The sequence below is a fragment of the Streptomyces sp. D2-8 genome, assembly GCF_023184515.1.
Classification (GTDB): domain Bacteria; phylum Actinomycetota; class Actinomycetes; order Streptomycetales; family Streptomycetaceae; genus Streptomyces.
The window spans coordinates 23986-48523 of record NZ_JAAHBP010000002.1; the positions used below are offsets into that span (position 1 = coordinate 23986).

25 protein-coding genes are annotated in these 24538 nt (G+C 71.6%); 16 read left to right on the forward strand and 9 right to left on the reverse strand.

Annotated elements, in window-relative coordinates; all coding sequences use genetic code 11:
- Positions 1-74: 74 nt before the first annotated feature.
- The 5 genes from G3I77_RS05730 (at position 75) to G3I77_RS05750 (ending at position 4105) form a co-directional block, all read left to right on the forward strand.
- Positions 75-716, forward strand: coding sequence for a GntR family transcriptional regulator (locus G3I77_RS05730; RefSeq protein WP_248501494.1), 642 nt, complete (start codon positions 75-77; stop codon positions 714-716).
- 19 nt (positions 717-735) lie between these two features.
- Entirely contained in the window at positions 736-1752 is a 1017-nt protein-coding gene (locus G3I77_RS05735; protein ID WP_248501495.1) for a 1-aminocyclopropane-1-carboxylate deaminase, read from the forward strand.
- 81 nt (positions 1753-1833) lie between these two features.
- Positions 1834-2238 (forward strand): VOC family protein, encoded by a 405-nt coding sequence (locus G3I77_RS05740; protein ID WP_248501496.1) that lies wholly within the window; start codon positions 1834-1836, stop codon positions 2236-2238.
- 57 nt (positions 2239-2295) lie between these two features.
- Positions 2296-3333, forward strand: a complete 1038-nt coding sequence (locus G3I77_RS05745) for a LacI family DNA-binding transcriptional regulator (protein WP_248501497.1) — start codon at positions 2296-2298, stop codon at positions 3331-3333.
- Between the two features lie 154 nt (positions 3334-3487).
- Complete coding sequence (locus tag G3I77_RS05750) at positions 3488-4105, forward strand: TetR/AcrR family transcriptional regulator (protein ID WP_248501498.1); 618 nt, start codon at positions 3488-3490, stop codon at positions 4103-4105.
- A gap of 28 nt (positions 4106-4133) precedes the next feature.
- Here the strand turns inward: G3I77_RS05750 and G3I77_RS05755 are convergent, their stop codons facing one another.
- The 8 genes from G3I77_RS05755 to G3I77_RS05790 form a co-directional block, all read right to left on the reverse strand.
- Entirely contained in the window at positions 4134-5333 is a 1200-nt protein-coding gene (locus G3I77_RS05755; protein ID WP_248501499.1) for a TerD family protein, read from the reverse strand.
- 64 nt (positions 5334-5397) lie between these two features.
- Positions 5398-5619, reverse strand: coding sequence for a hypothetical protein (locus tag G3I77_RS05760; RefSeq protein ID WP_248501500.1), 222 nt, complete (start codon positions 5617-5619; stop codon positions 5398-5400).
- Positions 5620-5691: 72 nt separating this feature from the next.
- Positions 5692-6681: a zinc-dependent alcohol dehydrogenase family protein gene (locus tag G3I77_RS05765; protein WP_248501501.1), complete on the reverse strand. Its 990-nt coding sequence runs from the start codon at positions 6679-6681 to the stop codon at positions 5692-5694.
- Entirely contained in the window at positions 6678-7529 is an 852-nt protein-coding gene (locus tag G3I77_RS05770) for a carbohydrate ABC transporter permease (protein ID WP_248501502.1), read from the reverse strand. Before G3I77_RS05770 ends, G3I77_RS05765 begins: the two co-directional genes overlap by 4 nt.
- Positions 7526-8467: a carbohydrate ABC transporter permease gene (locus G3I77_RS05775; protein WP_248501503.1), complete on the reverse strand. Its 942-nt coding sequence runs from the start codon at positions 8465-8467 to the stop codon at positions 7526-7528. The genes G3I77_RS05770 and G3I77_RS05775 overlap by 4 nt, the downstream gene beginning before the upstream one ends.
- Positions 8464-9837, reverse strand: coding sequence for a sugar ABC transporter substrate-binding protein (locus tag G3I77_RS05780; RefSeq protein ID WP_248501504.1), 1374 nt, complete (start codon positions 9835-9837; stop codon positions 8464-8466). Before G3I77_RS05780 ends, G3I77_RS05775 begins: the two co-directional genes overlap by 4 nt.
- Before the next feature lie 81 nt (positions 9838-9918).
- Positions 9919-10689, reverse strand: coding sequence for a DeoR/GlpR family DNA-binding transcription regulator (locus tag G3I77_RS05785; protein WP_248501505.1), 771 nt, complete (start codon positions 10687-10689; stop codon positions 9919-9921).
- Positions 10690-10950: 261 nt separating this feature from the next.
- The gene (locus G3I77_RS05790) at positions 10951-11760 is read right to left on the reverse strand and encodes an NAD(P)-dependent oxidoreductase (protein WP_248501506.1); all 810 of its coding nucleotides are present in this window, start codon (positions 11758-11760) and stop codon (positions 10951-10953) included.
- 222 nt (positions 11761-11982) lie between these two features.
- Here G3I77_RS05790 and G3I77_RS05795 point away from each other — a divergent pair, with 222 nt between their 5' ends.
- Together G3I77_RS05795 and G3I77_RS05800 are read left to right on the forward strand one after the other, a co-directional pair.
- A complete protein-coding gene (locus G3I77_RS05795) occupies positions 11983-12924 on the forward strand; it encodes a 5-dehydro-4-deoxyglucarate dehydratase (RefSeq protein WP_248501507.1) in 942 nt (313 codons plus the stop codon).
- Positions 12921-14084: a hypothetical protein gene (locus tag G3I77_RS05800; RefSeq protein WP_248501508.1), complete on the forward strand. Its 1164-nt coding sequence runs from the start codon at positions 12921-12923 to the stop codon at positions 14082-14084. Before G3I77_RS05795 ends, G3I77_RS05800 begins: the two co-directional genes overlap by 4 nt.
- Here G3I77_RS05800 and G3I77_RS05805 read toward each other — a convergent pair.
- Positions 14021-15259: an MFS transporter gene (locus tag G3I77_RS05805; protein WP_248501509.1), complete on the reverse strand. Its 1239-nt coding sequence runs from the start codon at positions 15257-15259 to the stop codon at positions 14021-14023. The genes G3I77_RS05800 and G3I77_RS05805 overlap by 64 nt on opposite strands.
- A gap of 482 nt (positions 15260-15741) precedes the next feature.
- On the opposite strand from G3I77_RS05805, the gene G3I77_RS05810 reads away from it, so the two are divergent.
- The 9 genes from G3I77_RS05810 to araD all read left to right on the forward strand — a co-directional run bounded on the left by G3I77_RS05810 (position 15742) and on the right by araD (position 24523).
- Positions 15742-16158, forward strand: coding sequence for an SseB family protein (locus tag G3I77_RS05810; protein ID WP_374385346.1), 417 nt, complete (start codon positions 15742-15744; stop codon positions 16156-16158).
- Positions 16155-16826 carry a hypothetical protein gene (locus tag G3I77_RS05815; protein ID WP_248501511.1) on the forward strand — a complete coding sequence of 224 codons (672 nt, stop codon included), beginning with the start codon at positions 16155-16157 and terminating at the stop codon, positions 16824-16826. Before G3I77_RS05810 ends, G3I77_RS05815 begins: the two co-directional genes overlap by 4 nt.
- Positions 16826-18574: a putative T7SS-secreted protein gene (locus G3I77_RS05820; protein ID WP_248501512.1), complete on the forward strand. Its 1749-nt coding sequence runs from the start codon at positions 16826-16828 to the stop codon at positions 18572-18574. The genes G3I77_RS05815 and G3I77_RS05820 overlap by 1 nt, the downstream gene beginning before the upstream one ends.
- A complete protein-coding gene (locus tag G3I77_RS05825) occupies positions 18575-18895 on the forward strand; it encodes a YrhB domain-containing protein (RefSeq protein ID WP_248501513.1) in 321 nt (106 codons plus the stop codon).
- Entirely contained in the window at positions 18882-20180 is a 1299-nt protein-coding gene (locus G3I77_RS05830; RefSeq protein WP_248501514.1) for a YrhB domain-containing protein, read from the forward strand. The genes G3I77_RS05825 and G3I77_RS05830 overlap by 14 nt, the downstream gene beginning before the upstream one ends.
- Positions 20181-20469: 289 nt before the next feature.
- On the forward strand, positions 20470-21078 hold the full coding sequence (locus G3I77_RS05835; protein WP_248501515.1) for a TIGR03086 family metal-binding protein: 609 nt from the start codon (positions 20470-20472) through the stop codon (positions 21076-21078).
- A gap of 150 nt (positions 21079-21228) precedes the next feature.
- The gene (locus G3I77_RS05840; protein WP_248501516.1) at positions 21229-21888 is read left to right on the forward strand and encodes a GntR family transcriptional regulator; all 660 of its coding nucleotides are present in this window, start codon (positions 21229-21231) and stop codon (positions 21886-21888) included.
- On the forward strand, positions 21885-22796 hold the full coding sequence (locus G3I77_RS05845; RefSeq protein ID WP_248501517.1) for a dihydrodipicolinate synthase family protein: 912 nt from the start codon (positions 21885-21887) through the stop codon (positions 22794-22796). Before G3I77_RS05840 ends, G3I77_RS05845 begins: the two co-directional genes overlap by 4 nt.
- A complete protein-coding gene (araD, locus tag G3I77_RS05850; RefSeq protein WP_248501518.1) occupies positions 22793-24523 on the forward strand; it encodes an L-arabinonate dehydratase in 1731 nt (576 codons plus the stop codon). The genes G3I77_RS05845 and araD overlap by 4 nt, the downstream gene beginning before the upstream one ends.
- Positions 24524-24538: the final 15 nt, after the last annotated feature.

The following is a 24538-nucleotide window of genomic DNA, read 5'->3' on the forward strand; positions in this document are numbered from 1 at the left end:
GCGTGGGGAGTGCGGGCCGCGGTCTGGCGCGCGCCCCTTGTTGACCGCTGTACTGACATCTAACATTTCAGTCCATGGAAGCCATCCGGCCCGTGCCCCGCACCCTGCTCAGGGACCGGGCGTACGAGGCGATCCGGGACGCCATCGTGGCCGGGGAGATCGAGCCCGGCGCGGTGGTGCGGGACGCCGAACTCGCGGAGCGGCTCGGGCTGTCCCGGGCGCCCGTGCGGGAGGCGTTCTCCCGGCTGGTGGACGAGGGGCTGCTGGAGAGCAAGCCGCAGAGCTACACCCGGGCGACCCCCCTGGTGACCGCCGACGTCCGGGACGCCGCCGCCGTGGTCGGCGCCATGCACGAACTCGTGGCGCGGGTCGGCGTGCCCCGGCTCGGTGCCGCGGACATCACGGCGATGCGCGCCGCCAATGAGCGGTTCGCCGCCGCCGTGGCCGCCGGAGACGTGGACGCGGCGCTGCGGGCCGACGACGAACTGCACGACGTCCTCGTCCGGGTGAGCGGCAACCGGGCGGCCGGCGCGACCGTCGCCCGCTACACCCCGCTCATCCGCCGCCTGGAGCGACGGCGCTTCGGCGAGGGCGGCAGCTGCCGTTCGGCCGGGTTGCACGAGCGGCTGATCGAGGCCTGCACGGCCGGTGACGTGGACGAGGCGGTCCGTGTCACGGCGGAGATCTGGCGGGGGCTCGAAGAGCTCGCCGACTGAGACCGACCCGGGAGGACTCATGTCCCTTTCCTCGTACGAGCGTTACCCGCTGCTCTTCGGCCCTTCGCCCGTCCACCCCCTGGAGCGGCTCACCGCGCACCTCGGCGGGGCCTCCCTCTGGGCCAAGCGCGAGGACTGCAACTCCGGTGTCGCGTACGGCGGGAACAAGACCCGCAAGCTGGAGTACCTGGTCGCCGACGCGCTCGCCCAGGGCTGCGACACGCTCGTGTCGATCGGCGGCGTGCAGTCCAACCACACCCGCCAGGTCGCGGCCGTCGCCGCCCGCGCCGGGCTCAAGTGCGTTCTGGTGCAGGAGAGTTGGGTCGACTGGCCCGACGCCGTGTACGACAAGGTCGGCAACATCCTGATCAGCCGACTCGCCGGGGCCGATGTGCGGCTGGTGAAGGCCGGGTTCGGCATCGGGTTCAAGGAGAGCTGGGAGCAGGCGCTCCGGGAGGTCGAGGAGGGGGGCGGGAAGCCGTACGCCATCCCGGCCGGTGCCTCCGACCATCCGCTCGGGGGACTCGGCTTCGCCGGGTGGGCGTACGAGGTGGCCGAGCAGGAGCGGGCGCTGGGCGTCTTCTTCGACACCGTCGTGGTGTGCTCGGTGACCGGGTCGACCCAGGCCGGCATGGTCGCCGGGTTCGCCGCGCTGGAGGAGGAGGGCGGGCGGCCCCGGCGCGTGCTCGGCATCGACGCCTCGGCGAAGCCGGCCGCGACCCGCAGCCAGATCGCCCGGATCGCGCACGGCACGGGGCAGCTCATCGGCGTCAAGCGGGAGGTGACCGAGGCGGACGTCGAACTCGACGAGCGGTACCACGCAGGTGTCTACGGCATCCCCGACGAGACGACCCTGGCGGCGATGCGGCTCGCGGCCCGGACGGAGGGGATGGTCACCGACCCCGTGTACGAGGGCAAGTCCATGGCCGGGATGATCGACCTGGTGTCGCGGGGCGAGATCGGCCGCGACGCCACGGTGCTCTACGCCCACCTGGGAGGGCAGCCGGCGCTGAACGCGTACAGCGCGCTGTTCTGACCGCCGGTGCGGCCGCGTACGGGAATCATCCGGTCGGCAGCCGGGTTGTCGCGGTCACCCGACGCCCTGGAGGAGCCCGCCATGTCCGACGAGCCAGCCGTCCGCGAACTCCGCCTGGTCGTGACCGCCGAGGACTACGACGCCGCGCTGCACTTCTACCGGGACGTGCTCGGGCTGACCGAGCAGGGCGCGTTCGCCTCGGAGGACGGGCGGGTCACGATCCTCGACGCCGGGCGGGCCACCTTGGAGCTGACCGACCCGAACCACGCCGCGTTCATCGACGAGGTCGAGGTGGGGCGACGGGTGGCCGGGCACATCCGGGTCGCCTTCCAGGTGGACGACTCCGTCGCCACCACGGCGAAGCTGGCCGCCGCCGGAGCCGAGGTCGTCGCCGAGCCGACGCGCACCCCCTGGAACTCCCTCAACTCCCGCCTCGAAGCCCCGGGCGCCCTCCAGCTGACGCTGTTCACCGAGCTCGACGGCTGAGGCGCCCGTCCCTTCGCCCCTGCCGGGCAGGTTCGGGTGCCGGATACAGTGCTGAACGTGTGGACGGACAATCAGCGTGCGGAGCCGAGTGCCGAGCGGCCCGACGGTGCCCGGCGCCGGGCCACGATCCACGACGTCGCACGCCTGGCCGGGGTGTCACGACAGACGGTCTCCCGGGCGGTCAACGATAAGGGTGAGATCGACCCCGGCACCAAGGAGCGGGTCCTGGAGGCGGCGCGGCTCCTGGACTACCGGCCGAGCCGGTTCGCGCGCGGGCTCGTCCGGAAGGGCGCGGTGACGGCCGGCCTGGTCATCCCGGACCTGCGCAACCCGTTCTTCCCCGAGGTGGCCGCCGGAGTGCTCGAGGCGGCCGAGCAGCGCGGCTGGCAGGTCGTCGTGTGGGACTCCCGGATCGACGAGGCCAGGGAGCGGGAGGCGCTCGACGTGCTCTCCCACCAGGCGGACGCCGTCGTGGGCTACTTCAAGGACCCGGACGACGTGCTCGTCCGGCACCTCGGGGGCGTACCACTGGTGCTGCTGGAGCGCGGCCCGCAGCAGACCCGGTTCGCCGCCGTGGGCATCGACGCCGCCACCGGTGTCGAGCAGGGCCTGAACCACCTGTTCCGCGCCGGGCACCGCAGGATCGGCATGCTGGACGGCGTGCACGGCCCCGGCCCCCGCAGGGAGGCCTTCCTGGAGCAGGTGCGGCGGCTCGGCCTGCCGGTCGACCAGGACTGGGTCGTGGTGTGCCCCGAGCACAGTGTGGCGGGCGGCGAGGCCGGAATGGAGCGGCTGCTGTCCACGCGGCCCGATGTCACGGCGGTCTTCGGCTTCAACGACCTGATCGCCGTCGGGGCGATGCGCGCCGCCCGCCGCCGTGGCCGGAGCGTTCCGGACGACCTGGCCGTACTCGGCTTCGACGGCCTCTCTCTGGGCGAGCTGGTCGAGCCCGCCCTGACCACCCTGCACATCGACAAACGGCAGCTGGGCCGGCTGGCCGTGGAGCAGGTGGCCCGGCTGCGCGCGGGCGAGGAGCCCCTGCGGGGCGCGGACGCATGGGTGACACCCGAACTCGTGGTGCGCGACTCCGCCTGACGTTCCCGCCGTCCGGCCCCTCGGAGGACCAGGGCCGGCCGCGCCCGCTCCCTTCGAAGAGACGAGAGGGCCGGGTCCGGTCTCCGTCCGGCTCGCGAGGCGCCGTTCTCGGTAAGGTGCGGAGAGAGTCCCCGGTTGGTGAAGGAGTGGTCGCGTGGCGCAGGTCAGGCCCATGCGGGCGGACGCCCGGCGCAACTACGAGCGGTTGCTGACGGTCGCCGCGGAGGCCTTCGCCGAGCACGGGGAAGGCGCGTCGCTCGACGACATCGCCAAGCGGGCCGGGGTCGGCTCCGGCACGCTGTACCGGCACTTCCCGACCCGGCAGGCACTGCTGGAGGCCGCGTATCTGGACCGCGTCGAGGCGATCGCGGCGAGGGCCGATGCGCTCGCGGCTGAACTGCCGCCGGGCGAGGCGCTGGTCGCGTGGCTGTACGAGCTCGGCGCGGGACTGATCCGGATGCGGGGTCTGAAGGCCCTGCTCGGTCCGGCCGTCACCGAGAGCGGCTCGGCCATGGCCACGGCCTGCGGCGATTCGGTCAAGGCCGCGGCCGGGCGGCTGGTCCGGGCGGCGCAGGAAGAGGGCACGCTGCGGGCGGACGTCGAGCCGGCCGACGTGCTGCGGCTGGCCCACGGGGTGGCGACGGCGTCGGAACTGGCGGACGGGGAGGGCCGGCACATCCGGCGGTACCTGACGCTGCTGATGGAGGGGCTGGGGGCGCGGCGCCGCCGACATGGTCGGCCGGACGCCGGACGCCGGACGCCCCCTGGGTAAGGGGGCGTCCCCGGAGGCCGGTGGCGGGTTACAGCGCCTGCGCCGCCGGCTTCACCATTCCCCTCACCGTGCGGGACTTCACGAACTCACCCAAGGCCGTCATCTCCCACTCGCCGGAGAACTGGCGGATCAGCTTGGCCATCATCACGCCGGTCTGCGCCTCGGCGCCGGTGAGGTCGAAGCGGACCAGTTCCTCGCCGGTCGTGCCGTCCAGGAGGCGGCAGTAGGCCTTGGCGACCTCCGTGAACTTCTGGCCGGAGAAGGAGTTGACCGTGAAGACCAGGCCGGTGACCTCCTGGGGCAGGCGGCCGAGGTCGACCATGATGGTCTCGTCGTCCCCGCCGCCCTCACCGGTGAGGTTGTCGCCGGAGTGCTGGATCGCGCCGCCCACGATCTGGAGCTTGCCGAAGTAGCAGCTGTCGATGTGGTTGCGCTGCGGCCCGTAGGCGATGACCGAGGCGTCCAGGTCGATGTCCTTGCCGCGGTAGGCCGGCTCCCAGCCGAGACCCATCCTGACCTGGGACAGCAGAGGGCGGCCGCCCTTCATCAGGGAGACCGTCTGGTGCTTCTGGAGGCTGACGCGGCCCTTGTCGAGGTTGATCTTCCCGGCGCCGGGCGCGGCCGGGGGCGGCGTGGCGGGGGCGGCCGGGGGCGCGGCGGGCGTGGAGACGGGCGGGGCCGGCGGCTGCACCGGGGCCGGCGGGGTCACCGGCTGGGGCGGGGCGGCGGCGGCCGGTTCCTCCACCGTGACCCCGAAGTCCGTGGCGATGCCCGCGAGGCCGTTGGCGTATCCCTGGCCGACGGCGCGGGCCTTCCACTGGCCGCCTCGCTGGTAGACCTCCACGATGACCAGGGCCGTCTCGCTGCCGAGCTGCGGGGGCGTGAACGTGGCCAGGACGGAGCTGTCGTCCGCGTTGCGGATCGTGGCGGTCGGCTCGATGCCCTGGAAGGTCTGGCCCGCGGCGTCCGGGCTCGCCGTGACGACGATCTTCTCGATGCCAGGGGGGAGGGCCGCCGTGTCGACCACGATCGCGTCGGGCGCACTGCCGCCGCCCGAGCGGTACGTCACGCCCGGGCCCGACGGCTGGTTGTAGAAGATGAAGTCGTCGTCGGAGCGCACCTTGCCGTCGGCGGTGAGCAGCAGGCCCGATACGTCGAGCCGCACCGGGGCGGCGACGTCCACCGTCACGCGGGCGGCGGGCAGGGGGATGTTCGAGCCAGGGGTCATAGCTGTCATGCCGGGTGAACGAGCGAAGCGGTTTTGCCGTTCCCTTACCTTGCGGCCAATCGGGTCACCGGCGATTGCGGGGGTGGTGGCGGGCGGTGCGTTCGTTGCCCCGCTTGTAGTTGCCGGTCCAGCGGGCCATGACGAGCTGGGGGTCGGAGCCCTCGACCTCCGCGAGGAACCGCGTGGCCCGGGGACCGTTCAGGGTGGTGGCGGGGCGGCCGTGGTGGCTGATGCGGACGGAGCCGCCCGTGTGCTGCTCGTAGGTGAATCCGTGGGGTCGTGGCATGCCGTGAGCGTAGGGGGCGGAGGGCGGGCGCCCCACCGAATTTCGCCCGACCCTCCCGCAGAGGTCCGTTCCCTACGGCACGACCACGATCTTGCGGCCGACCCCCGCGGCGAACTGCTCCAGCGCCTGCGGGTACCGCTCCAGCGGGATGCGGTCGCTGATGAAGATCTCCGGGTCGAGGACTCCGTTCGCGAACAGCTCCGCCGCCCGCTCGAAGCTGTGCAGCACCGCCATCGAACCCGTGATGGTGATCTCCTGGTTGTAGATGCGGTACGGGTCGATCGTCACGCGCGTCGCGTAGTCGGCCACGCCGAACTGCAGGAACGTGCCGGCCTTCGCCACCCGGTCCAGGCCGTCCTGGATCGCCGCCGCGTTGCCCGTGGCGTCGACGACCAGGTCCCAGCCCTGCGGACGGTCCAGTTCGTCGGGGTTCGCCGCCGACGCCGAGACGCCCAGGCGGTGGGCCGTCTCCAGGCGGGCCGGGTTCACGTCGACGACGTCCACGCTCGCCGCGCCCGTGCGCTTGGCCAGCTCCAGCATCATCAGGCCCATCGTGCCGGAGCCGTAGATCAGGACGTGCGCGCCGAGGCGCGACTGGAGCACGTCGTAGCCGCGGACCGCGCAGGACAGCGGCTCCACCAGCGCGGCGTCCTCGGTGCGGACGTGGTCGGGGAGCTTCACGCAGTTCGCCACCGGGGCGAGGGCGTACCTGGCCGCGCCTCCGGCCGTGGTCACGCCGATCGCCGCCCAGCGTTCGCAGAGGTTGTTGTGGCCCGTACGGCAGTAGCGGCACTCGTAGCAGTACAGGGACGGGTCGACGGCGACCCGGTCGCCCATCGACACCTCCGTGACCTGGGTGCCGACCCCGACGACCTCGCCGGCGAACTCGTGCCCGGGCACGATCGGCAGCTTCGGGGCGAACTCGCCCTGGAGGATGTGCAGGTCCGTGCCGCACAGCCCGCAGGCCGCGACCTCGACGACGACCTCGCGCGGCCCTGGCGTCGGGTCCGGGACCTCGGTGACGACGGCCTTGCCCACGGACTCGATGACGGCGGCCTTCATTTCACGGCTCCCAACGACAGGCCCTGGACCAGCTTGTCCTGGGCGGCGAACCCCGCGGCGAGCACCGGCAGGGAGATGACGAGCGACGCGGCGCACACCTTCGCCAGGAACAGGCCCTGGCTGGTGATGAAGCCGGTCAGGAAGACGGGGGCGGTCTCGGCGACCACACCCGTGAGCACCCGGGCGAACAGCAGCTCGTTCCAGCTGAAGATGAAGCAGATCAACGCGGTCGCGGCGATACCGGGGAGGGAGATCGGGGCGACCACGCGCGCGAGGACCGTCGGCAGCCGTGCCCCGTCCACCCGGGCGGCCTCGATCACCGCGACCGGGATCTCGGCGAGGAACGACTGCATCATCCACACCGCGATCGGCAGGTTCATGGAGGTGTAGAGGATGACCAGCAGCCAGATGTTGTCGAGCATCCCCGCGTTCTTGGCGAACAGGTAGATCGGCAGCAGGCCGGCCACGGCGGGCAGCATCTTCGTGGAGAGGAAGAAGAACAGGACGTCCGTCCACTTACGGACGCGGTTGATGGACAGCGCGTACGCCGCCGGGAAGGCCAGCAGCAGCACCAGCAGGGTCGAGGCCACGGAGGCGACCGTGGAGTTGATCAGGGCCGGCCAGGGGCTCGCGCCGCCGCCCGCGCCGAAGAACTCGCGGTAGCCGTCCAGGGTCAGCGAGGCCGCGAAGGACGGCGGGTTGGTCGCCGCGTCCGCCTCCGAGTGGAAGGACGTCAGCGCCATCCACGCGATGGGCAGGAAGAACGCGATGCCGAGCAGCCAGGCCAGCAGGCCCAGGCCCGCCCCCTTGCCACGGACACGGCGGGTACGCAGTGCGGTCGTGCTCATGCGCGGGACACCTCCTCGCGGAACAGGGACGACACCACGCGCAGGGCGAAGGTCGCGATGACGATCGAGCCGATGACGACCAGGACGCCCGCGGCCGAGGCGAGGCCGTTCTCATGGGCCTGGTAGAAGCTCTGGTAGACGGTGTAGGGGAGGTTGGCGGTGCCGAGGCCGCCGGACGTGATCGTGAAGACCGCGTCGAAGTTCTGGACGATGTAGATCGAGCCCAGCAGGGCGCCCAGTTCGAGGTAGCGGCGCAGGTGCGGGAGCGTCAGATGGACGAAGATCTGCCAGTCGCTCGCGCCGTCGACCCGGGCGGCCTCGATCTGCTCGTGGTCGCGGCTCTGCAGGCCGGCGAGCAGGATCAGCATCATGAACGGCGTCCACTGCCAGACGAGGGAGGCCTCGACCGCGAGCAGCGGGGTGGTGGAGATCCAGTCGGGCTGTGGCCCGCCCACATAGTGCACCAACCCATTGAACAGTCCGTATTCAGGGTTGTAGAGCACATGCTTCCAGAGCAGGGCCGCCGCGACCGGCACCACCAGGAACGGTGCGATCAGCAGCGTCCGTACGATGCCCCGGCCGCGGAACCTCCGGTCCAGCAGCAGCGCCAGGACGAGCCCGAGGACCAGGCTGGCCAGCACCACGGCCACCGTCAGCAGCACGGTCGTCCACACCGAGTGGCGCAGGTCCGGGTTGGTGAGGACCTCCTGGTAGTTGTCGACGCCGGTGAAGTGCCGGGCGTCGGGATAGAGGGAGTTCCAGTCGAAGAAGGAGATCACCAGCGTGGCCACGAAGGGCAGCTGGGTGACGACGATCATGAAGATCAGGGCGGGCAGCAGCGGGGCCCGGGTCGCCCAGGCGCGCAGGCGGGCGGAGGGCCGGCGGACCGGGGTGCGCGTCTCGGGAGCGGCCACGGGGGCCGTTGTCATGGCGGTCATCGTCCCTCGTACTCCTCGGAGATCTTCTCGGCGAGCGCCTGAGACTTGTTCAGGGCCGACTCGACGGACTGGCGTCCGGCGATGGCCGCGCTGATCTCCTGGGAGACCTTGGTGCCGAGGTCGGTGAACTCGGGGATGCCGACGAACTGGATACCGGGCGCGGGCCGCGGCTGTACGCCGGGATCGTTCGGCCGGGCCTTCTCGATGGCCTCCTTGGTCATCTCCTGGAAGGCACCCGCCTCCTTGCGGTAGTCGGCGTTGGCGTACGTCGACGCCCGCTTGCCGGCCGGGACGTTCGACCAGCCGACCTGGTCGCCGACCAGTTCCTCGTAGCCCTTGCCGGACGCCCAGGAGATGAACTTCCAGGCGTTGTCCGGGTTGCGGGAGGCCTTCTGGATGCCCCAGGCCCAGGTGTAGAGCCAGCCGGAGGACTCGGTCTTCTCGACGGGGGCGGGGGCGTAGCCGACCTTGCCCTTGACCGGGGAGTTCGCCGCCTCGAGGGACCCGGCCGCGGAGGTGGCGTCGTACCACATGGCGACCTTGCCCTGGGTCATGTTGTTCAGGCACTCGGCGAAGCCGGACTGGGCGGCGCCGGACTCGCCGTGCTCGCGCACCAGGTCGACATAGAACTTCGTCGCCTTCTCGAAGGCGGGCGAATTGAGCTGGGCCTTCCAGTTCTTGTCGAACCAGGTGCCGCCGAAGGTGTTGACGACGGTGGTGAGCGGGGCCATCACCTCGCCCCAGCCGGGCAGGCCGCGCAGGCAGATGCCCTTCATGCCGGGCTCGGCGCCGTCCGCCCGCGCCGCGAGGTCCGCCACCTGCTGCCAGGTGGGGTGGGCGGGCATCGTCAGGCCCTTCTCCTCGAACACGTCCTTGCGGTACATCAGGAACGACGATTCGCCGTAGAAGGGCTGGCCGTAGAGCTTGCCGTCGTCCGCGGTGAGGGACTGGCGCATGGGCTTCAGGACGTCCTGCTCGTCGTAGCCCGGGTCCTTGGCGACATAGCCGTTCATCTCGTGCAGCCAGCCGTTGCGGGCGTAGATCGGTATCTCGTAGTTGGACAGGGTGGCGACGTCGTACTGGCCGGCCTGGTTGGCGAAGTCCTGGCTGATCTTGTCGCGGACGTCGTTCTCGGGCAGGACGGTGAAGTTGACCTTGATGCCCGTCTCCTTGGTGAAGTGGGCGCGGGTCAGCTTCTGCAGCTCGACCATCTGGGGGTTGTTGACCATCAGGACGTTGATGGCGTCGCCGCCGGATCCGGCCCCGCCCGCGCCGACCCAGCAGCCGGAGAGCAGCGGGGCGAGCAACGTCCCTGCGGCGACCAGGGCGAGCGTGGCTCGCGGCGGCCGTCGTCGGCTCTGGGTTCGCATGGATCGCTCCTGGATGTATGGGGAGATAAGGGGCATCGCGGGGCGTGCGGATGCCCCGGGGGGATGGGGGTCGATGTGTGGTCAGACGCGGATGACCTGCGGCCCGAGCAGCGCGTAGCGGTGGGCCTCGGCGGTCGGCAGCAGGGTGCTCGTCACGATCGTCTCCAGCCCGCCGACCTCGCCGAACCGGCAGAAGCTGACCGCTCCGAACTTGGTGTGCACGCCCGCGAAGACCACGCGCCGGGCGGCCCGGATCGCCTGTGCCTTGACCTCGCTGACGGCCGGGTCGGGGGTGGTGAGGCCGTACTCGCGGGAGATGCCGTTGGCGCCGATGTAGGCCAGGTCGACGACGAAGCCGGACAGCATCTTCGTCGTCCAGTGGTCGACGGTGGCGAGGGTGCCGCGCCGTACCCGGCCGCCGAGCAGCAGTACGGAGATGTGCTCGGCCTCGGCGAGGGCGCCCGCGACCGGCAGGGACGCGGTGACCACGGTCAGCGGCCGGTCCCGGGGGAGTGCCTCGGCGATGAGCTGCGGGGTGTAGCCCTCGTCGACGAACACGGTCTCGGCGTCGCCGAGCAGATCGGCCGCGGCGGCCGCGACCCGGCGCTTCTCGGGGACGTGACTGGTGGCGCGGAAGGCGAGCGTCGTCTCGAAGCCGGCGCTCTCCACGGGGTAGGCGCCGCCATGGGTGCGGCGGAGCAGGCCGTGGTCCTCCAGGACGCGCAGATCCCGCCGTACCGTCTCCTTGGCCACGCCCAGCTCGGCGGCGAGGGCGCTGACGTCGACCGAGCCGTCACGTCGTGCGGCCAGCACGATCTCGCGCTGGCGTTCCTCCGCCGTGTGCGTGCTCACGCCGACCCCTGTCTTCCGCTTGCGCTGCCCGTTCGGGCCCGGTGCGGCCCGTGGGGGAATTTCTACAGCGGGGATGCGGGAGTGACCAGGCCTGTTGCGGGTTTGATACTGCCCGTTTGTGCCCGTTCGACGGAGGGTGCGCCCGTCGCGGACCTGCGTCGGTGAGGACCGGCACGTGAGACCGGGCGCCGACGGTGCCCGAATACGGCGGCGGGCGGGCCCGTTCGGTGCCCGCCCGCCCCGTTGCGCGATGTGTTCCGGTCAGTACGGCCAGATCGGCGGGTCCGTCACGAACTGGCCGCCCAGGTAGGCGTGCGCCTCGTTGCCGTCCTGCAGCTCGCCCTGCTCGGCGATGAGCTTCTCGGCGAACGGCTCGGAGTCGTCCTGCGGCTCGTAGCCGAGCGCCCGGGCGCTGGTGAGGTCCCACCACAGCCGCGTGTTGGCGGAGGAGCCGTGCACGACGGTGTGGCCGACGTGCTCGGCGGTCAGGGCCGCGTGGAAGAGCCGGGCACCGTCGGCGGGGCTCATCCACACCGAGAGCATGCGCACGCTGGTCGGCTCGGGGAAGCAGGAGCCGATGCGCACCGAGACCGTCTCCAGGCCGTGCTTGTCCCAGTAGAGCTGCGCGAGGTCCTCGCCGAAGCACTTGGACAGGCCGTAGAAGGTGTCCGGGCGGCGCGGGGTGTCGATCGGGATGAGCGGGTCGTCGGCCTGGGGGCGTGGGGTGTAGCCGACGGCGTGGTTGGAGGAGGCGAAGACGATCCGGCCGACGCCTTCCTCGCGGGCGGCCTCGTACAGGTGGTAGGTGCCCTCGATGTTCGCCTTGAGGATCTTCTCGAAGGGCGCTTCCAGGGAGATGCCCGCGAGGTGGATGATCGCGTCGACGCCCCGGACCGCCTCGCGCACGGCGTCCCGGTCGGCCAGGTCGGCGGTGAGCGCGTCGGGCGCGCCCTCGATGGGCCGCAGGTCCAGCAGGCGCAGGTCGTAGCCGTAGGCCGGGAGCAGGTCCCGCATCAGGGTGCCGAGGCCGCCGGCGGCGCCGGTGAGCAGGACGGTGCGGGGAGCGGGCATCCTCGGGTCTCCTTGATCGCCGACCATGCACATGAGCGCACGGCATTCATATGCGTGGACACGCTAAGGAGCCGGGGCGGAGCCCGTCAAGTATGGCGTGGAAGCGGCGAATCCGCTGGTGCGTCGCGGGTTCGCGCGCTTGACCGACCCCAAGGCGGCGCCTTAGCGTGGAGATGTTCAGAAATATAGACGCCAATCATGAATATGGAACCGGGAGAGCTTGTGACGTCAGCCCCTCTCGCCGCGCGACTCACCATCCCCAGCGGGCCGCTGTTCTTCCCGGTCACCGCCTACGGACCCGACGGCTCCGTGGACCTCGACACCTACCGCACGCACGTCCGGCAGGGGGTGGAGGCCGGTGCCGCCGCCGTGTTCGCCTGTTGCGGCACCGGCGAGTTCCACGCGCTCACGCCCGAGGAGTTCGAGGCCTGTGTGCGGGCCGCCGTCGAGGCCGCCGACGGGCGTGTGCCGGTCGTCGCGGGCGCCGGGTACGGCACCGCGCTCGCCGTGCGCTACGCCCGCCTCGCCGAGGCCGCCGGGGCGGACGGGCTGCTCGCCATGCCGCCGTACCTCGTCGTCGCCGGGCAGGAGGGCCTGCTGCGGCACTACCGGGAGGTGGCCGCCGCGACCGCCCTGCCGGTCATCGTCTACCAGCGCGACAACGCCGTGTTCACCCCGGAGACGGTCGTCGGACTCGCCCGCACGGACGGGATCATCGGCCTCAAGGACGGGCTCGGCGACCTCGACCTCATGCAGCGCATCGTCAGCGCCGTCCGCTCCGAGGTCCCGGGCGGCTTTCTCTACTTCAACGGCCTGCCGACCGCCGAGCAGACCCAGCTCGCCTACCGCGCCCTCGGTGTCACGCTCTACTCGTCCGCCGTGTTCTGCTTCGCACCGGAGATCGCCCTCGCCTTCCACCGGGCCCTGCGGACCGGCGACGACGCCACCGTGGAGAAGCTGCTGGACGGCTTCTACCGCCCGTTCGTCGACCTGCGCGCCCAGGGCCGCGGCTACGCGGTCGCCCTGGTCAAGGCCGGTGTACGGCTGCGCGGCCTCGATGTCGGGGAGGTCCGGCCCCCGCTGCACGAGCCGGCCGAGGATCATGTGAAGCAGCTCGCCGAAGTGATCGAGCGGGGCTACGCGCTGCTGGAGGAGACCAAGTGAAGGCGTCGGCATTCGTCTACCCCTGGGACGTCAACGGGGACCCGGAGGCACCCGCGCGGATCGCCGCGCTCGGCGTGCGGCAGGTGACGCTCGCCGCCGCCTACCACTCCACGCGCGCCCTCACGCCCCGCCATCCGCGCCACCGCATCGTCACCGCCGAGCACGCCGCCGTGCTGTACCCGGCGGACGACCGCTGGGCCGGGCGCGAGCCGCGCCCCTACGCGGCCGGCAGCTGGGCCCCCGGGGACGCCTTCGGCGAGGCCGCCACCGCGCTCGCCGCGGCCGGTCTGGAGGTGCACACCTGGGTCGTCCTCGCGCACAACTCCCGCCTGGGCGCCGAGCACCCGGACACCTCGGTCGTCAACGCCTACGGCGACCGCTACCCCTGGGCGCCGTGCATCGCCCAGCCCGCCACGCGCGCGTACCTCACCGACCTGGCCGCCGAGGCGGCCGTCCGGCCCGGGGCGCGCGGCACCGAGCTGGAGTCCCTCGGCTGGTACGGCCTGCAGCATCTGCACGCCCACGACAAGACCGGCGGCATCGGCCTCGGGGACGCCGGGCAGTACCTGATGGCGCTGTGCTTCTGCCCGTCCTGCCGGGAGGGCTACGGCCGGCACGGCCTGGACGCCGACGAACTGGCGTCCGCCGTACGGACCGCGCTGGAGCCGGTGTGGCAGGGTGCCCCCTCCGACGGAGGCTGGACGGGCATCGAGAAACTCCTCGGCGAGACGCTCGCGACCACCACGCGCGCGTACCGCGACGAAACCGCCCGCACGCTCCAGGAGCAGGCCGTCGCGGCCGTCCGGGCGGCGGCGCCCGAGGGCTTCCAGGTGCTGCTGCACGCGGACCCGGTGTCGTACCACGTCGGTGCCAACCCCGGCGTCGACCCGGCGCACATCCTGTCCGTCGCGGACGGTGTGGTCGTGCCCTGCTCGGGCGGCACCGGCACACTGACGCCGTTCGCGCGGCAGGAGCGCGAGGGCGCCGTCATCGCCGCCAACTTCACCGTGGTCTCGGGCATGGGCGGCAGCCCCGGCACCCTCGCCGCCGACGCCGCCGAGGCACGGCGGCTGGGCGCCACCGAACTGAGGCTGTATCACGCCGGGCTGGCGTCCGACGGCGACCTGGAGACGGTCCGCTCCGCCCTCGCCGGGCTCTGACACAGCGGGGCCGCCGCCACCAGCAGGACCACGCCCAGGGCGACCAGCACCAGCCGGTGGCTCACCAGCTCGACCAGGGCCGCCCCGGCGGCCAGCCCGACCACGTTCGGTGTGTACACCAGGGTGTGGGCGGTGGCCGTGACCCGGCCCAGCAGCGCACCCGGCGTCTCACGCTGCACGGACGTCAGCGCGGCGATCAGCACCGCGGGCAGCCCCACGCCGATCGCCGCGCCGCACACCAGCGCCACCGGGTCGGACGGCACCGCCCGCAGGCCCACCGCGAGCGCCAGCAGGGCGATGCCGGACGCCGCGAAGCGCCGTGCGCCCAGATGGCGCAGGGCAGGGCCGGAGAGCAGGCCGACCGCGACCGAACCGGCGCCCTGCACGGCGTACAGCACGCCGGTGTACGCGGGGGAGTGCCCGAGGCCGTCGACGACGGCGTACACCATCGCCCCGTTCAGGCCGGCGCACAGCATCGTGGCCCCGCCCGCCAGGACCAGGGGGCGCAGCACGGGGTGCGCCCACAGGTGGCGGACGCCCTCGACCGTGCGCTGCCGGTGGCTGCCGGCCGGCCGCGCGGGCTTGTCCTCCCGCACCCGCAGCAGGGCGTACAGGCCCGTGGCCAGCACGAACGTCGCCGCGTCCAGGAGGGCGACGCTCGCGCCGCCGTACGCGGCGTACAGGCCCGCGCCCGCCAGCGGGGCCAGGAGCTTCATGCCCTCGGTGGCGGTCATGCGCAGGCCGTTGAAGTCGCCGAGCAGGGCCGGGTCGACCGCGGTCGCCACGAGCGCCGACTCGGCCGCGTCGTGGACGACGCCCGCCGCCCCGTATACGAACAGCACCGCGTACAGCAGCCACACGTCGCCCGGGGCGTCGACGCCCACAAGCGCGAGCAGGAGGGCGCCCAGGAGCAGGTTCACGCCGATCAGCAGCGGTTTGCGGCGGCCGCGGTCGGCGAGGGTGCCCAGCAGCGGGCCGGCCAGGGTCGGCAGCCACATGGCGAGCATGCACAGCGCGGCCAGGCCGTCCGAGCCGGTGAGGTCCTTGACCCACACGCCGGACGCCAGCCACAGGGCCGAGGTGCCGAAGCCGGAGACCACCACGCCCGAGAGGTAGAGCCCGGCGTCGCGGTCGCGCAGGACGCGCACGAGCGGCCAGGTCGTCTTGGTCGTCATGCCTGGCCATCGTGCGGCTAAGGACCCGGGGAGGGGATCGGGCAGGTTCCTTAGCGGAGCGTCCAGGAGTCGCCGGATCTCGGCCACTTGAACGCGGCCGCCTGTTCCGCGTGCCAAGGGAGCCGAAGGTCCTGCGGCCGGAGGCCCACCCACTCCGGCTGCTTCCTTCACACCCTGACCTGGTCGGGAATCGTGACCGCTGCGTATCGCTCTTGTGTGTGACTGAGGTGGTCCATGAGGTGGTGGAGGAGCGCTGGTGCGTCACATGAAAAAGTTGCGTCGTGACAGATTTCGGGGGTGGCTCGGAGACGCCGATACGGCGCTCCCGACTTGCCGAGTACGCAGAGATGACCTTGAGGCCCGAGCCACCTGTGGCTCCCGGTCGGCAGTCGGTCCCTGAGAACTCCGGTTCTGACGAGGAGAATCGACCGGCTGAGTCGGATGGTGCCCCCAGTCCACCTGAGGCATCGGAGGCCGCCGAGGTGCCGTCGCTCGACGAGGCGCCGGAGCCCACCGAGGAGGAAGTGGCCCTCCGCCGACGCGAGTTCGCCGTGCTGCTGGAGGCGTTCCGGGACACGGCGGTGCTGGTGCCGCTGCACAACGGCGGCTGGCTCACCGCCGACTTCGGCGGGATCCGCTGGATCCTGGCCTTCTCCAACGAGTCGGCGCTGTCCCGGTACGCGCTCGCTCGGGACGAGGCCGACCGGGAGTGGGCGTACCAAACGGTCCTCGGGGCACGGCTGTTGGACGTGGCGGTACCGGAGGCCGGTGTGCCGTGCGGAGTGGCTCTGGACGCGGCCGACGGTGCCGAACACGCGCTGCTGCTCCCGCCGGTGACCGGAATCGTGCCTGACGCGTTCGCAGTGGACCATGTACAGCAAGGAGGGACGCCTCGATGACGGGGGGCGGCGGCAACGGCAACGATCTGACAGCGATCGGTCTCGACGAGATCGCCAAGGGACTGACGGCGGCGCTGGGCGAGTTGAAAGAGCTCGGCATGGTCGGTGAGGCCGGCGCGGGCCGTGGCTTCGGCGACATCGCACTGTCCGGTCTGGAGCTGGGGGCGGAGGGCCTCACGGGCGCCTTCGGCTCCTTCTGCGAGCGGTGGGAGTGGGGCGTCCGTTCGCTGATCCAGGAGGGCAACGGGTTCGCGCTGAAGACGGGGCTCGCGGCCGGGACGTACTACGAGACCGACCAGTACGTGGCAGGAGCGATGAAGGTCGGCGTCAACTCGGTGATCGGCAATCCGCACGCCTCGGAGGAGGAGATCACCGGCAAGGACTGGGGCGAGGTCTGGTCGAACAACCCGGTCACCCAGATCAGGGACGCCGACTACAGCAAGGAGTCCTTCGACCGGGCCTGGGAGACCAGCGCCCAGGGTTGGCGCGACGCGGGCCGGGACGTCATGACGTCCGAGAACCTGGCGGGCATGGGGTCGCTGGCGCCCGAGAGCATCCGCGAGCGTTCGGGGGTCTCGGAGGCCGCGTGGGAGCGGATGCTGGACGACCAGTTCGGCCCCTCGCCGGAGGAGCGTGCCCGTATGCAGGGTGGCGGGGGTGAGGGCTGATGGGCGTCCTTGACGACATCGGCAGCGGCCTGGGCAGGCTGAAGGACGGCGTCGACCACGGCCTGAACGTTCTCGAGGACGGTGTCGACGCCGGTAAGAAGGTCGTCGGCGAGGGCATCGACTGGGGCACCGACCGGCTCGGTGACGGCCTTGACCGGGTCGGCTTGGAGGACGCCGCGGACGCGGTGGAGGACTGGGGCGACGAGGTCGCGTCCGACCTCGGCGCCACACCGGGAGAGCAGCAGCTCGGCCAGACCCAGGAGGCCGACGAGCTGATCCACGGCAACCCCGAGAAGATCCGGAGCAGTGCCAAGCACCTGCGGGACTTCTCCGCCGCCTTCGACAAGGTCGGCTCGGGGATGAAGAAGGTCGACTCCTCCGCCTGGCGCGGCGAGGGCGGGGACACCTTCCGTGAGAAGTTCGGCGTCCACCCCTCGAAGTGGCTCCAGGCCGCCGACGCATGCGAAACCGCGGCCTCTGCGCTGGACGCGTATGCGGGCACGGTGAAGTGGGCGCAGCAGCAGGCGCAGGAGGCCATCGAGCTGTACGCACGCGGCAAGAGCGCTTCCGAGAAGGCCATCGGGGAGTACAACCAGAAGGTCGACGCCTACAACGCCAAGGTGCGGGCGGACCAGGACCCCGGCCCCACTCCCGGGCCGTTCCACGATCCCGGCAAGGAGACCATCCGGCAGGCGCGGGAGCAGCTGGCCCGGGCCCGCGCTCAGCGGAACACCGCCGCCGGTGACGCCGAGGCGGACATCAGGAAGGCCCTCGCCCATGCCCCGGCGGAGCCGCCGCCGCTGGACCGCCTGACCGGCAACGTGGTCGACGGCCTCGTGGCGACCGGCGTCGAGCTCAACCACTTCGTGGGCGGTGTCGTCAAGGGCACCGCGGGTCTGGTCAGCTTCGCCCGCGGCCTGAACCCGGTCGACCCCTACAACCTGACCCACCCGGCGGAATACCTCCAGAACATCTCCCTGACGCTCTCCGGCCTGGTCTCGACCGCGGCCCATCCCGAGCGGGCGCTGAACGCAGCGGTGGAGGGTTTCAAGAAGGATCCGTCCGAGTTCGTCGGCCGCCTGGTACCCGAGCTCATCGGCACAAAGGGCGCGGGGTTGGCGCGGGGCGGTCTGCGGGCTGCGATGAGGGAGGGGGTGGAGACAGGAGCCGGAGCCGCGAAGGCCGCACCGAACGGCGCGAAGGTCGCGGACGAGGCTGCCGTCGTGGCGCCGAAGGACTGGAGCGACCTTGCGCGCTCCACGGACCATGTCAAGGAAAAGGCGATCCACGCCGATTCCGTAGACCCGAAGAAGGCGCAGGAGTTCCTGGATGACCAGTTTCCGTGGCTCAAGGATGTAAACAACACCGGCATGCCTGGATACACGGACAACTGCAGTCACAACACCGTCACGGTGGACCGCAGGCTGGACGGCGTCGAGGTGAGTGCCGCGCCCAAGCAAGCTGGCGGCCACATTCCTCCCGAGCAACTGGGCCTGAAGGATAGGGCCGCTGGTCACTATGACTGGGTGAACGGCTACGATGACATCGTCAAAGACCTGCAGAACCGGGGAGACGGGTCCAGAAGCGTCGTCTATATCAGCCGCCCCAACAGCACGGCACACGTGTTCAACGCGGTGAACACACCACACGGCGTTGTTTTCCTCGATGGACAGAGTGGTGCTTTGGCGGTTTTGGAAAAGAACGTCTCGAGTATCGGGCACATTCCATATCGCGATGGAGTCAAATAGATGGTGACCAAAGACGAGGCAGTTGTCGTCGCTGTCGAGTTCGTGAAGTCCGGGCCTTACCGGGAGCAAGCAGAATCCGTGGTCATGCTCCCGGACACGGCGGTGGAATTTGCGTACGGGTGGACAGTGTGCTTCGACCTGAAGGAACACATCGAGACCGGCGACTTCACGAAAAAGCCGTTCAGTCCCGTCGTCGTCGTTCCGCACGATGGCTCACCCGCCCACATGGCGCCGACGTTTCCGCCGACTGAGCACTACATGGAGTTGCGTGCATCCGGCAACTGGCCTCCGAACAAGGGAAACCGGCATGCCGGGGCCTGACACCCGGGCAACCGCCTGGCTGAACGCCACCTACGGTGGCCTCGTACGGCTGGCCGTCGGGCACCCCGTGCACGAAACGGCTGCCGCATGGCTGATGGCCTGTCGGCCGCTGCCGCAGCCGGGGTTTCCAGAGACGCCGATGATGGCGGCGTCGGTCGTCGTGCCCAAGGACGGCGGGACCCCGTTCCACCCGGCGCCCAGTGCCCCACTCGCGGACCTGGAGCCCGTACCGCCGGAGGATGCGGCTCGCCGGGCCGCGACGCAGGCCCGGCGGATCAACATCCGCGGGTGTGTGGTGACTCTGCACTCCGCGATCGACGGCGCCCAGTCCACGCCCCTGCCCTGGCAGCCCTCGGACGAGGCGCCCGGCTGGTGGGACCGGCTGACCCGCCGCTATTTCCCTCAGTTCACGCGGATCGAGGTCGGCGGCTGGGACGACGTGATCCGGGCGGTCACGGAGACCGGGCCGGACACCCGTGGCGTGGTCTGGGTCCGCCGGGAGGTCGGTGGCCATGAGGCCACCGGCAACCTGCTCTACGCGCACAACCACAAGGGACAGGTGGTTCTCCTCGACGCGCTGACGTCCTCCCTTGCCCGCCTCGACCCGTCCCTGGTCCGCGAGCTCGTGCTGATCCGCGCTCTGCCGGGCACGTGCACGCCCCGCCTCGCCCCGTGGGAGCACGCGGCACCCGACTTCGCCTCCGCGGTCGACAAGGCACGCCGTTGGCTCCAGGACACCTACCACGGTGAAGTGGACCTGCACGCCCCGACGGCGCAGGACGAGACCACGCGCGGCTGGGTCTTCTCCTGCAACACGAGCCGTTTCCTGAACGCAGGCCACTGGCCGGACTGCATGCTCGACGCGACGGTCGTGGTCCCGAAGGACGAGGCCGCGCCCTTCGGCCTGCCCAACACCGACCCTTGGGCCTGGCTCGCCCGCTGGGACGCGGGCGGTACCGTCGGAACGGCGGACCTCCCGAAGCCACCGGCTCCCGCCCGCGCCGCGTGGTTCGAGCCGACGCTCGCCGACCTCGGCCCCGTGCTGTCCGTGTCCGAGCACCAGGACTGGGCGGCGGCGGTCGAGGCGGCTTCCGCGCTGCCGGTCGCAGCCCGCGCCCTGATCTGGGCTCGCCGTACGGACGGCCGGGGCCGCGAGGCCGTCGGCCAGTTGGTGAACGCGCTCCGCCTGGAGGACGGCGTCGTCCTGGTCGACGGTTCGTCGGGCGAGCCGGCCGTCCTGGACCCCACGGGAGTCCACCGCTTGCACGTCGTCCGGTACCGCTGAGGAACGACAGGACAGGTGACGCCGGTGAGCACCCGGCCCCCGGTGGCCGGGCTATCCGCGTCTCGCGCAGGACATCCAGGGCGTCAACCCGCCCGCTGAGGTGCCCCCGGTCCGCGTCTCGCGCAGGACATCGGGGGCGTCGTCCTGCGCGCTGGGCCGCCCCACCACGCCCCTCGCACCGGCCGGCCCGTGCGGAGCGGGACCGGCCGCGAGGAGCGGAGACGTGCGGGCGATGAGTTCCGCGCCCGGTGTCGGTCTACCTCCCAGGACCACCCTTTGAGGAGCTCGCATGACCGACACCGCCGGGACGACCGGTACGACCCTCGACCTCGGACCCCAGACGGAGGCCCTGGCGCAGCTCGTCGCCGGTGTCACCGACGAACAGCTACCCGACCCCACTCCCTGCCCCGCATACGAGGTGCGCCACCTGCTCGGCCACCTCGCGGGGCTGACCGTCGCCTTCCGTGACGCGGCCCGCAAGGACCTCGGCGCCACGACCGACACCAGTCCGGACTCCGCGCTCCCGGACCTCGCGCCCGGCTGGCGCGAGGAACTGCCCAAGATCCTCGCCGAACTGGCCGAGGCCTGGCGCGACCCGGCCGCCTGGACCGGTATGACCCGGGCCGGGGGCGTCGACCTGCCCGGCGAGATCGCCGGCCTCGTCGTCACCGACGAACTGGTCATCCACGGCTGGGACCTGGCCCGTGCCACCGGCCAGTCCTACGCCCCGGACCCGGCCGCGCTCCGGACCTGCCACGACTTCCTCGCGGCGTCCGTCGACGACCCCGGGCGCGGCGCCATCTTCGGCCCGGTCGTCGCCGTCGAGCCGGGCGCACCCCTGCTGGACCGGGCGGTCGGACTGAGCGGTCGGGACCCGGGGTGGACGCGCACGCCGTAGAAAGCGATTGCAGCTTCCTTTGTCAGAAGCATTGACGAAACAAACGCGCCCTCCTACCGTCATCGCGTCGTACTTCGTACGTCATATATGAGACGCGATACGCGAGATCCGATACGCGATCCACCGATACGCGAGATCCGAGAGGCGCGCATGACCTCTGTGCCCACGCCGATCCCCTCCCGCACGCAGTACGTGCTGGAGGGGATCAAACACCGCATCCTCACCGGGCAGTTGACGCCGGGGCAGGCGCTGGTCGAGACCGAGCTCGCCGCGCAGTTCGGGGTGTCGAAGACCCCGGTGCGCGAGGCGCTCAAGACGCTCGCCGGGACCGGGCTGGTCGTGATGAGCCAGTACAAGGGCGTCACGGTGCGCCTGGTGGACGCGGACATGGCGCGCGAGGTCTACGACGTGCGCCTGCTGCTGGAGCCCGAGGCGCTGAAGCGGGCCGTGCAGCGCGGGGCCTCCCTGGACGCCGCCCGCGACGCGCTGACCCGGGCCGATGTCGCCACCGACACCGCCGAACGCTCGCTTGCCAACCGGGAGTTCCACCGCGCCCTGTACCTGCCGTGCGGCAACCCGCTGCTCGGCCGGATGCTCGACGAGGTCCGCGACCAGGCCGCCCTGGTCTCCGCCGTCGCCTGGGCCGCCTCGCCCTCCTGGGAGCGGGAGGCCGGCGAGCACCGGGAGATCCTGCGGCTCGCACTCGAGGGTGACGCCGACGGCGCGGCGCGTGCCCTGCACGCCCACATCGCGTCCTTCGTGCAGCGCGCTTTCCCCCGGGCAGGACTGGAACAGGAAGGTCAGGAATGAGCAGCGTGGCGTTCGAGACCCAGCGGGCGGCCCTGGCCGACGTGGTGGCGATCCCGGTGACCCCGTTCGCCGAGGACGGCTCCGTCGCGCAGGACACCTACCGGGCCCTGCTGCGTCGTCTGCTCGACGGGGGCATCACGACCCTCACCCCGAACGGCAACACCGGCGAGTTCTACGCCCTGACCCCCGAGGAGCGCCGGCTCGTCACGGAGTGGACGATCGACGAGGCCGGGGAGCGGGCCGTCGTCCTGGTCGGCGTCGGGCACGACATCCCGACCGCGGTCGCCTCCGCCCGGCACGCCCGGGAGCTCGGCGCGCAGATGGTGATGGTCCACCAGCCCGTCCACCCCTACGTCTCCCAGGCCGGCTGGGTCGACTACCACCGCGCCATCGCGGAGGCCGTGCCCGAGCTGGGCGTCGTCCCGTACATCCGCAACGCGCAGCTCACCGGTGCCCGGCTCGCCGAACTGGCCGACACCTGCCCGAACGTCATCGGCGTGAAGTACGCCGTCCCCGACGCGGCCAGGTTCGCCGCGTTCGCCCGGGACGCGGGTCTTGAGCGGTTCGTGTGGGTGGCGGGACTCGCCGAGCCGTACGCACCCTCCTACTTCTCCGCCGGTGCCACCGGCTTCACCTCGGGGCTGGTGAACGTCGCCCCGGCCGTGTCGCTCAACATGATCGAGGCGCTGCGCTCCGGCGACTACCCGGCCGCGATGAAGGTCTGGGAGCAGATCCGCCGCTTCGAGGAACTGCGCGCCGACAGCGGCTCCGCCAACAACGTCACCGTCGTCAAGGAGGCACTCGCCTCCCTCGGGCTGTGCCGCCGCGAGGTCCGCCCGCCGAGCAGGCCGCTGCCTCAGAGCGAGCGCGCCGAGGTCGCCGTCATCGCCGCCGGGTGGTCGATATGACCGCCGAGAAGCGCCCCGAGGAGCTGCGCAGCCACCAGTGGTACGGCACCGAAGGGCTGCGCACCTTCAGCCACCGCGCCCGTACCCGTCAGCTCGGCTACCTGCCCGAGGAGCACCTGGGCAAGCCCGTCATCGCGATCCTCAACACCTGGTCCGACATCAACCCCTGCCACGTGCATCTGCGCGACCGCGCGCAGGCCGTGAAGCGGGGGGTGTGGCAAGCCGGGGGCTTCCCGCTGGAGTTCCCGGTCTCCACGCTCAGCGAGACCTTCCAGAAGCCGACCCCGATGCTCTACCGCAACATGCTCGCCATGGAGACCGAGGAACTGCTGCGGTCCTACCCGGTCGACGGGGCCGTGCTGATGGGCGGCTGCGACAAGTCCACGCCCGCGCTGCTCATGGGGGCGGCCAGCGCCGACCTGCCGGCGGTGTTCGTGCCGGCCGGGCCCATGCTGCCGGGCCACTGGCGAGGCGAGGTCCTCGGCTCCGGCACCGACATGTGGAAGTACTGGGACGACAAGCGGGCCGGGGTCATCGGCGACTGCGAGATGCAGGAGCTGGAGAGCGGCCTCGCCCGCTCGCCCGGCCACTGCATGACGATGGGCACGGCCTCCACCCTGACCGCCGCCGCCGAGGCCCTCGGCGTCACCGTCCCGGGCGCCTCCAGCATCCCGGCCGTCGACTCCGGGCACGACCGGATGGCCGCCAGGGCGGGCATGACGATCGTCGAACTGGTCCACAGGGACCGGAAGCTGAGCGACATCCTCACCGCCGAGGCCTTCCACGACGCCGTGACGACCGTGCTCGGACTCGGCGGCTCCACCAACGCCGTGATCCACCTGATCGCCATGGCCGGCCGCGCGGGCGTCCGGCTCACCCTCGACGACTTCGACCGCATCGCCCGCACGGTGCCGGTGCTGGCCAACGTACGGCCCGGCGGACAGACATACCTGATGGAGGACTTCCACTTCGCGGGCGGCCTGCCCGGGTTCCTCTCCCGGATCCCGGATCTGCTCCACCTGGACCGGCCGACCGTCTCGTACGACACGCTGCGGGAGCAGCTCGCCGGCGCGCAGGTGCACAACGACGACGTCATCCGGACCCGGGACAACCCGGTCGCCGCCGAGGGCGGGGTCGCCGTGCTGCGCGGCAACCTCTGCCCGGACGGCGCCGTCATCAAGCACATCTCCGCCGAGCAGCACCTGCTCAAGCACACCGGCCCCGCCGTCGTCTTCGACGACTACAGGACGATGCAGCGCACCATCAACGACCCGGCGCTCGGCATCACCCCCGAGCACGTGCTCGTGCTGCGGGGCGCTGGCCCCAAGGGCGGCCCGGGCATGCCCGAGTACGGGATGCTGCCGCTGCCCGACTACCTGCTCAAGCAGGGGGTGCGGGACATGGTCCGCATCTCCGACGCCCGGATGAGCGGCACGAGTTACGGCGCGTGCGTGCTGCACGTCGCGCCCGAGTCGCACATCGGCGGACCGCTCGCCCTCGTGCGGACCGGGGACAGCATCACCCTCGACGTCGAGGCGCGCACCCTCCACCTCCACGTCGACGACGAGGAACTTCAGCGGCGCAGGGAGCGGTGGACACCGCCGCCCACCCGCTACGAGCGCGGCTACGGCGCGCTCTACAACGAGCAGATCACGCAGGCCGACACCGGCTGCGACTTCGAGTTCCTGGCCCGTCCGGGCACGGTGCAGGACCCGTACGCGGGCTGAACCCGCGCGCCACCC

Coding starts and splice junctions, on each gene's coding strand:
- G3I77_RS05730 (WP_248501494.1), top strand. CDS start 75: ATGGAAGCCATCCGGCCCGTGCCCCGCACCCTGCTCAGGGACCGGGCG.
- G3I77_RS05735 (WP_248501495.1), top strand. CDS start 736: ATGTCCCTTTCCTCGTACGAGCGTTACCCGCTGCTCTTCGGCCCTTCG.
- G3I77_RS05740 (WP_248501496.1), top strand. CDS start 1,834: ATGTCCGACGAGCCAGCCGTCCGCGAACTCCGCCTGGTCGTGACCGCC.
- G3I77_RS05755 (WP_248501499.1), bottom strand. CDS start 5,333: ATGACCCCTGGCTCGAACATCCCCCTGCCCGCCGCCCGCGTGACGGTG.
- G3I77_RS05760 (WP_248501500.1), bottom strand. CDS start 5,619: ATGCCACGACCCCACGGATTCACCTACGAGCAGCACACGGGCGGCTCC.
- G3I77_RS05765 (WP_248501501.1), bottom strand. CDS start 6,681: ATGAAGGCCGCCGTCATCGAGTCCGTGGGCAAGGCCGTCGTCACCGAG.
- G3I77_RS05770 (WP_248501502.1), bottom strand. CDS start 7,529: ATGAGCACGACCGCACTGCGTACCCGCCGTGTCCGTGGCAAGGGGGCG.
- G3I77_RS05775 (WP_248501503.1), bottom strand. CDS start 8,467: ATGACCGCCATGACAACGGCCCCCGTGGCCGCTCCCGAGACGCGCACC.
- G3I77_RS05780 (WP_248501504.1), bottom strand. CDS start 9,837: ATGCGAACCCAGAGCCGACGACGGCCGCCGCGAGCCACGCTCGCCCTG.
- G3I77_RS05790 (WP_248501506.1), bottom strand. CDS start 11,760: ATGCCCGCTCCCCGCACCGTCCTGCTCACCGGCGCCGCCGGCGGCCTC.
- G3I77_RS05805 (WP_248501509.1), bottom strand. CDS start 15,259: ATGACGACCAAGACGACCTGGCCGCTCGTGCGCGTCCTGCGCGACCGC.
- G3I77_RS05815 (WP_248501511.1), top strand. CDS start 16,155: ATGACGGGGGGCGGCGGCAACGGCAACGATCTGACAGCGATCGGTCTC.
- G3I77_RS05820 (WP_248501512.1), top strand. CDS start 16,826: ATGGGCGTCCTTGACGACATCGGCAGCGGCCTGGGCAGGCTGAAGGAC.
- G3I77_RS05825 (WP_248501513.1), top strand. CDS start 18,575: ATGGTGACCAAAGACGAGGCAGTTGTCGTCGCTGTCGAGTTCGTGAAG.
- G3I77_RS05830 (WP_248501514.1), top strand. CDS start 18,882: ATGCCGGGGCCTGACACCCGGGCAACCGCCTGGCTGAACGCCACCTAC.
- G3I77_RS05835 (WP_248501515.1), top strand. CDS start 20,470: ATGACCGACACCGCCGGGACGACCGGTACGACCCTCGACCTCGGACCC.
- G3I77_RS05840 (WP_248501516.1), top strand. CDS start 21,229: ATGACCTCTGTGCCCACGCCGATCCCCTCCCGCACGCAGTACGTGCTG.
- G3I77_RS05845 (WP_248501517.1), top strand. CDS start 21,885: ATGAGCAGCGTGGCGTTCGAGACCCAGCGGGCGGCCCTGGCCGACGTG.
- araD (WP_248501518.1), top strand. CDS start 22,793: ATGACCGCCGAGAAGCGCCCCGAGGAGCTGCGCAGCCACCAGTGGTAC.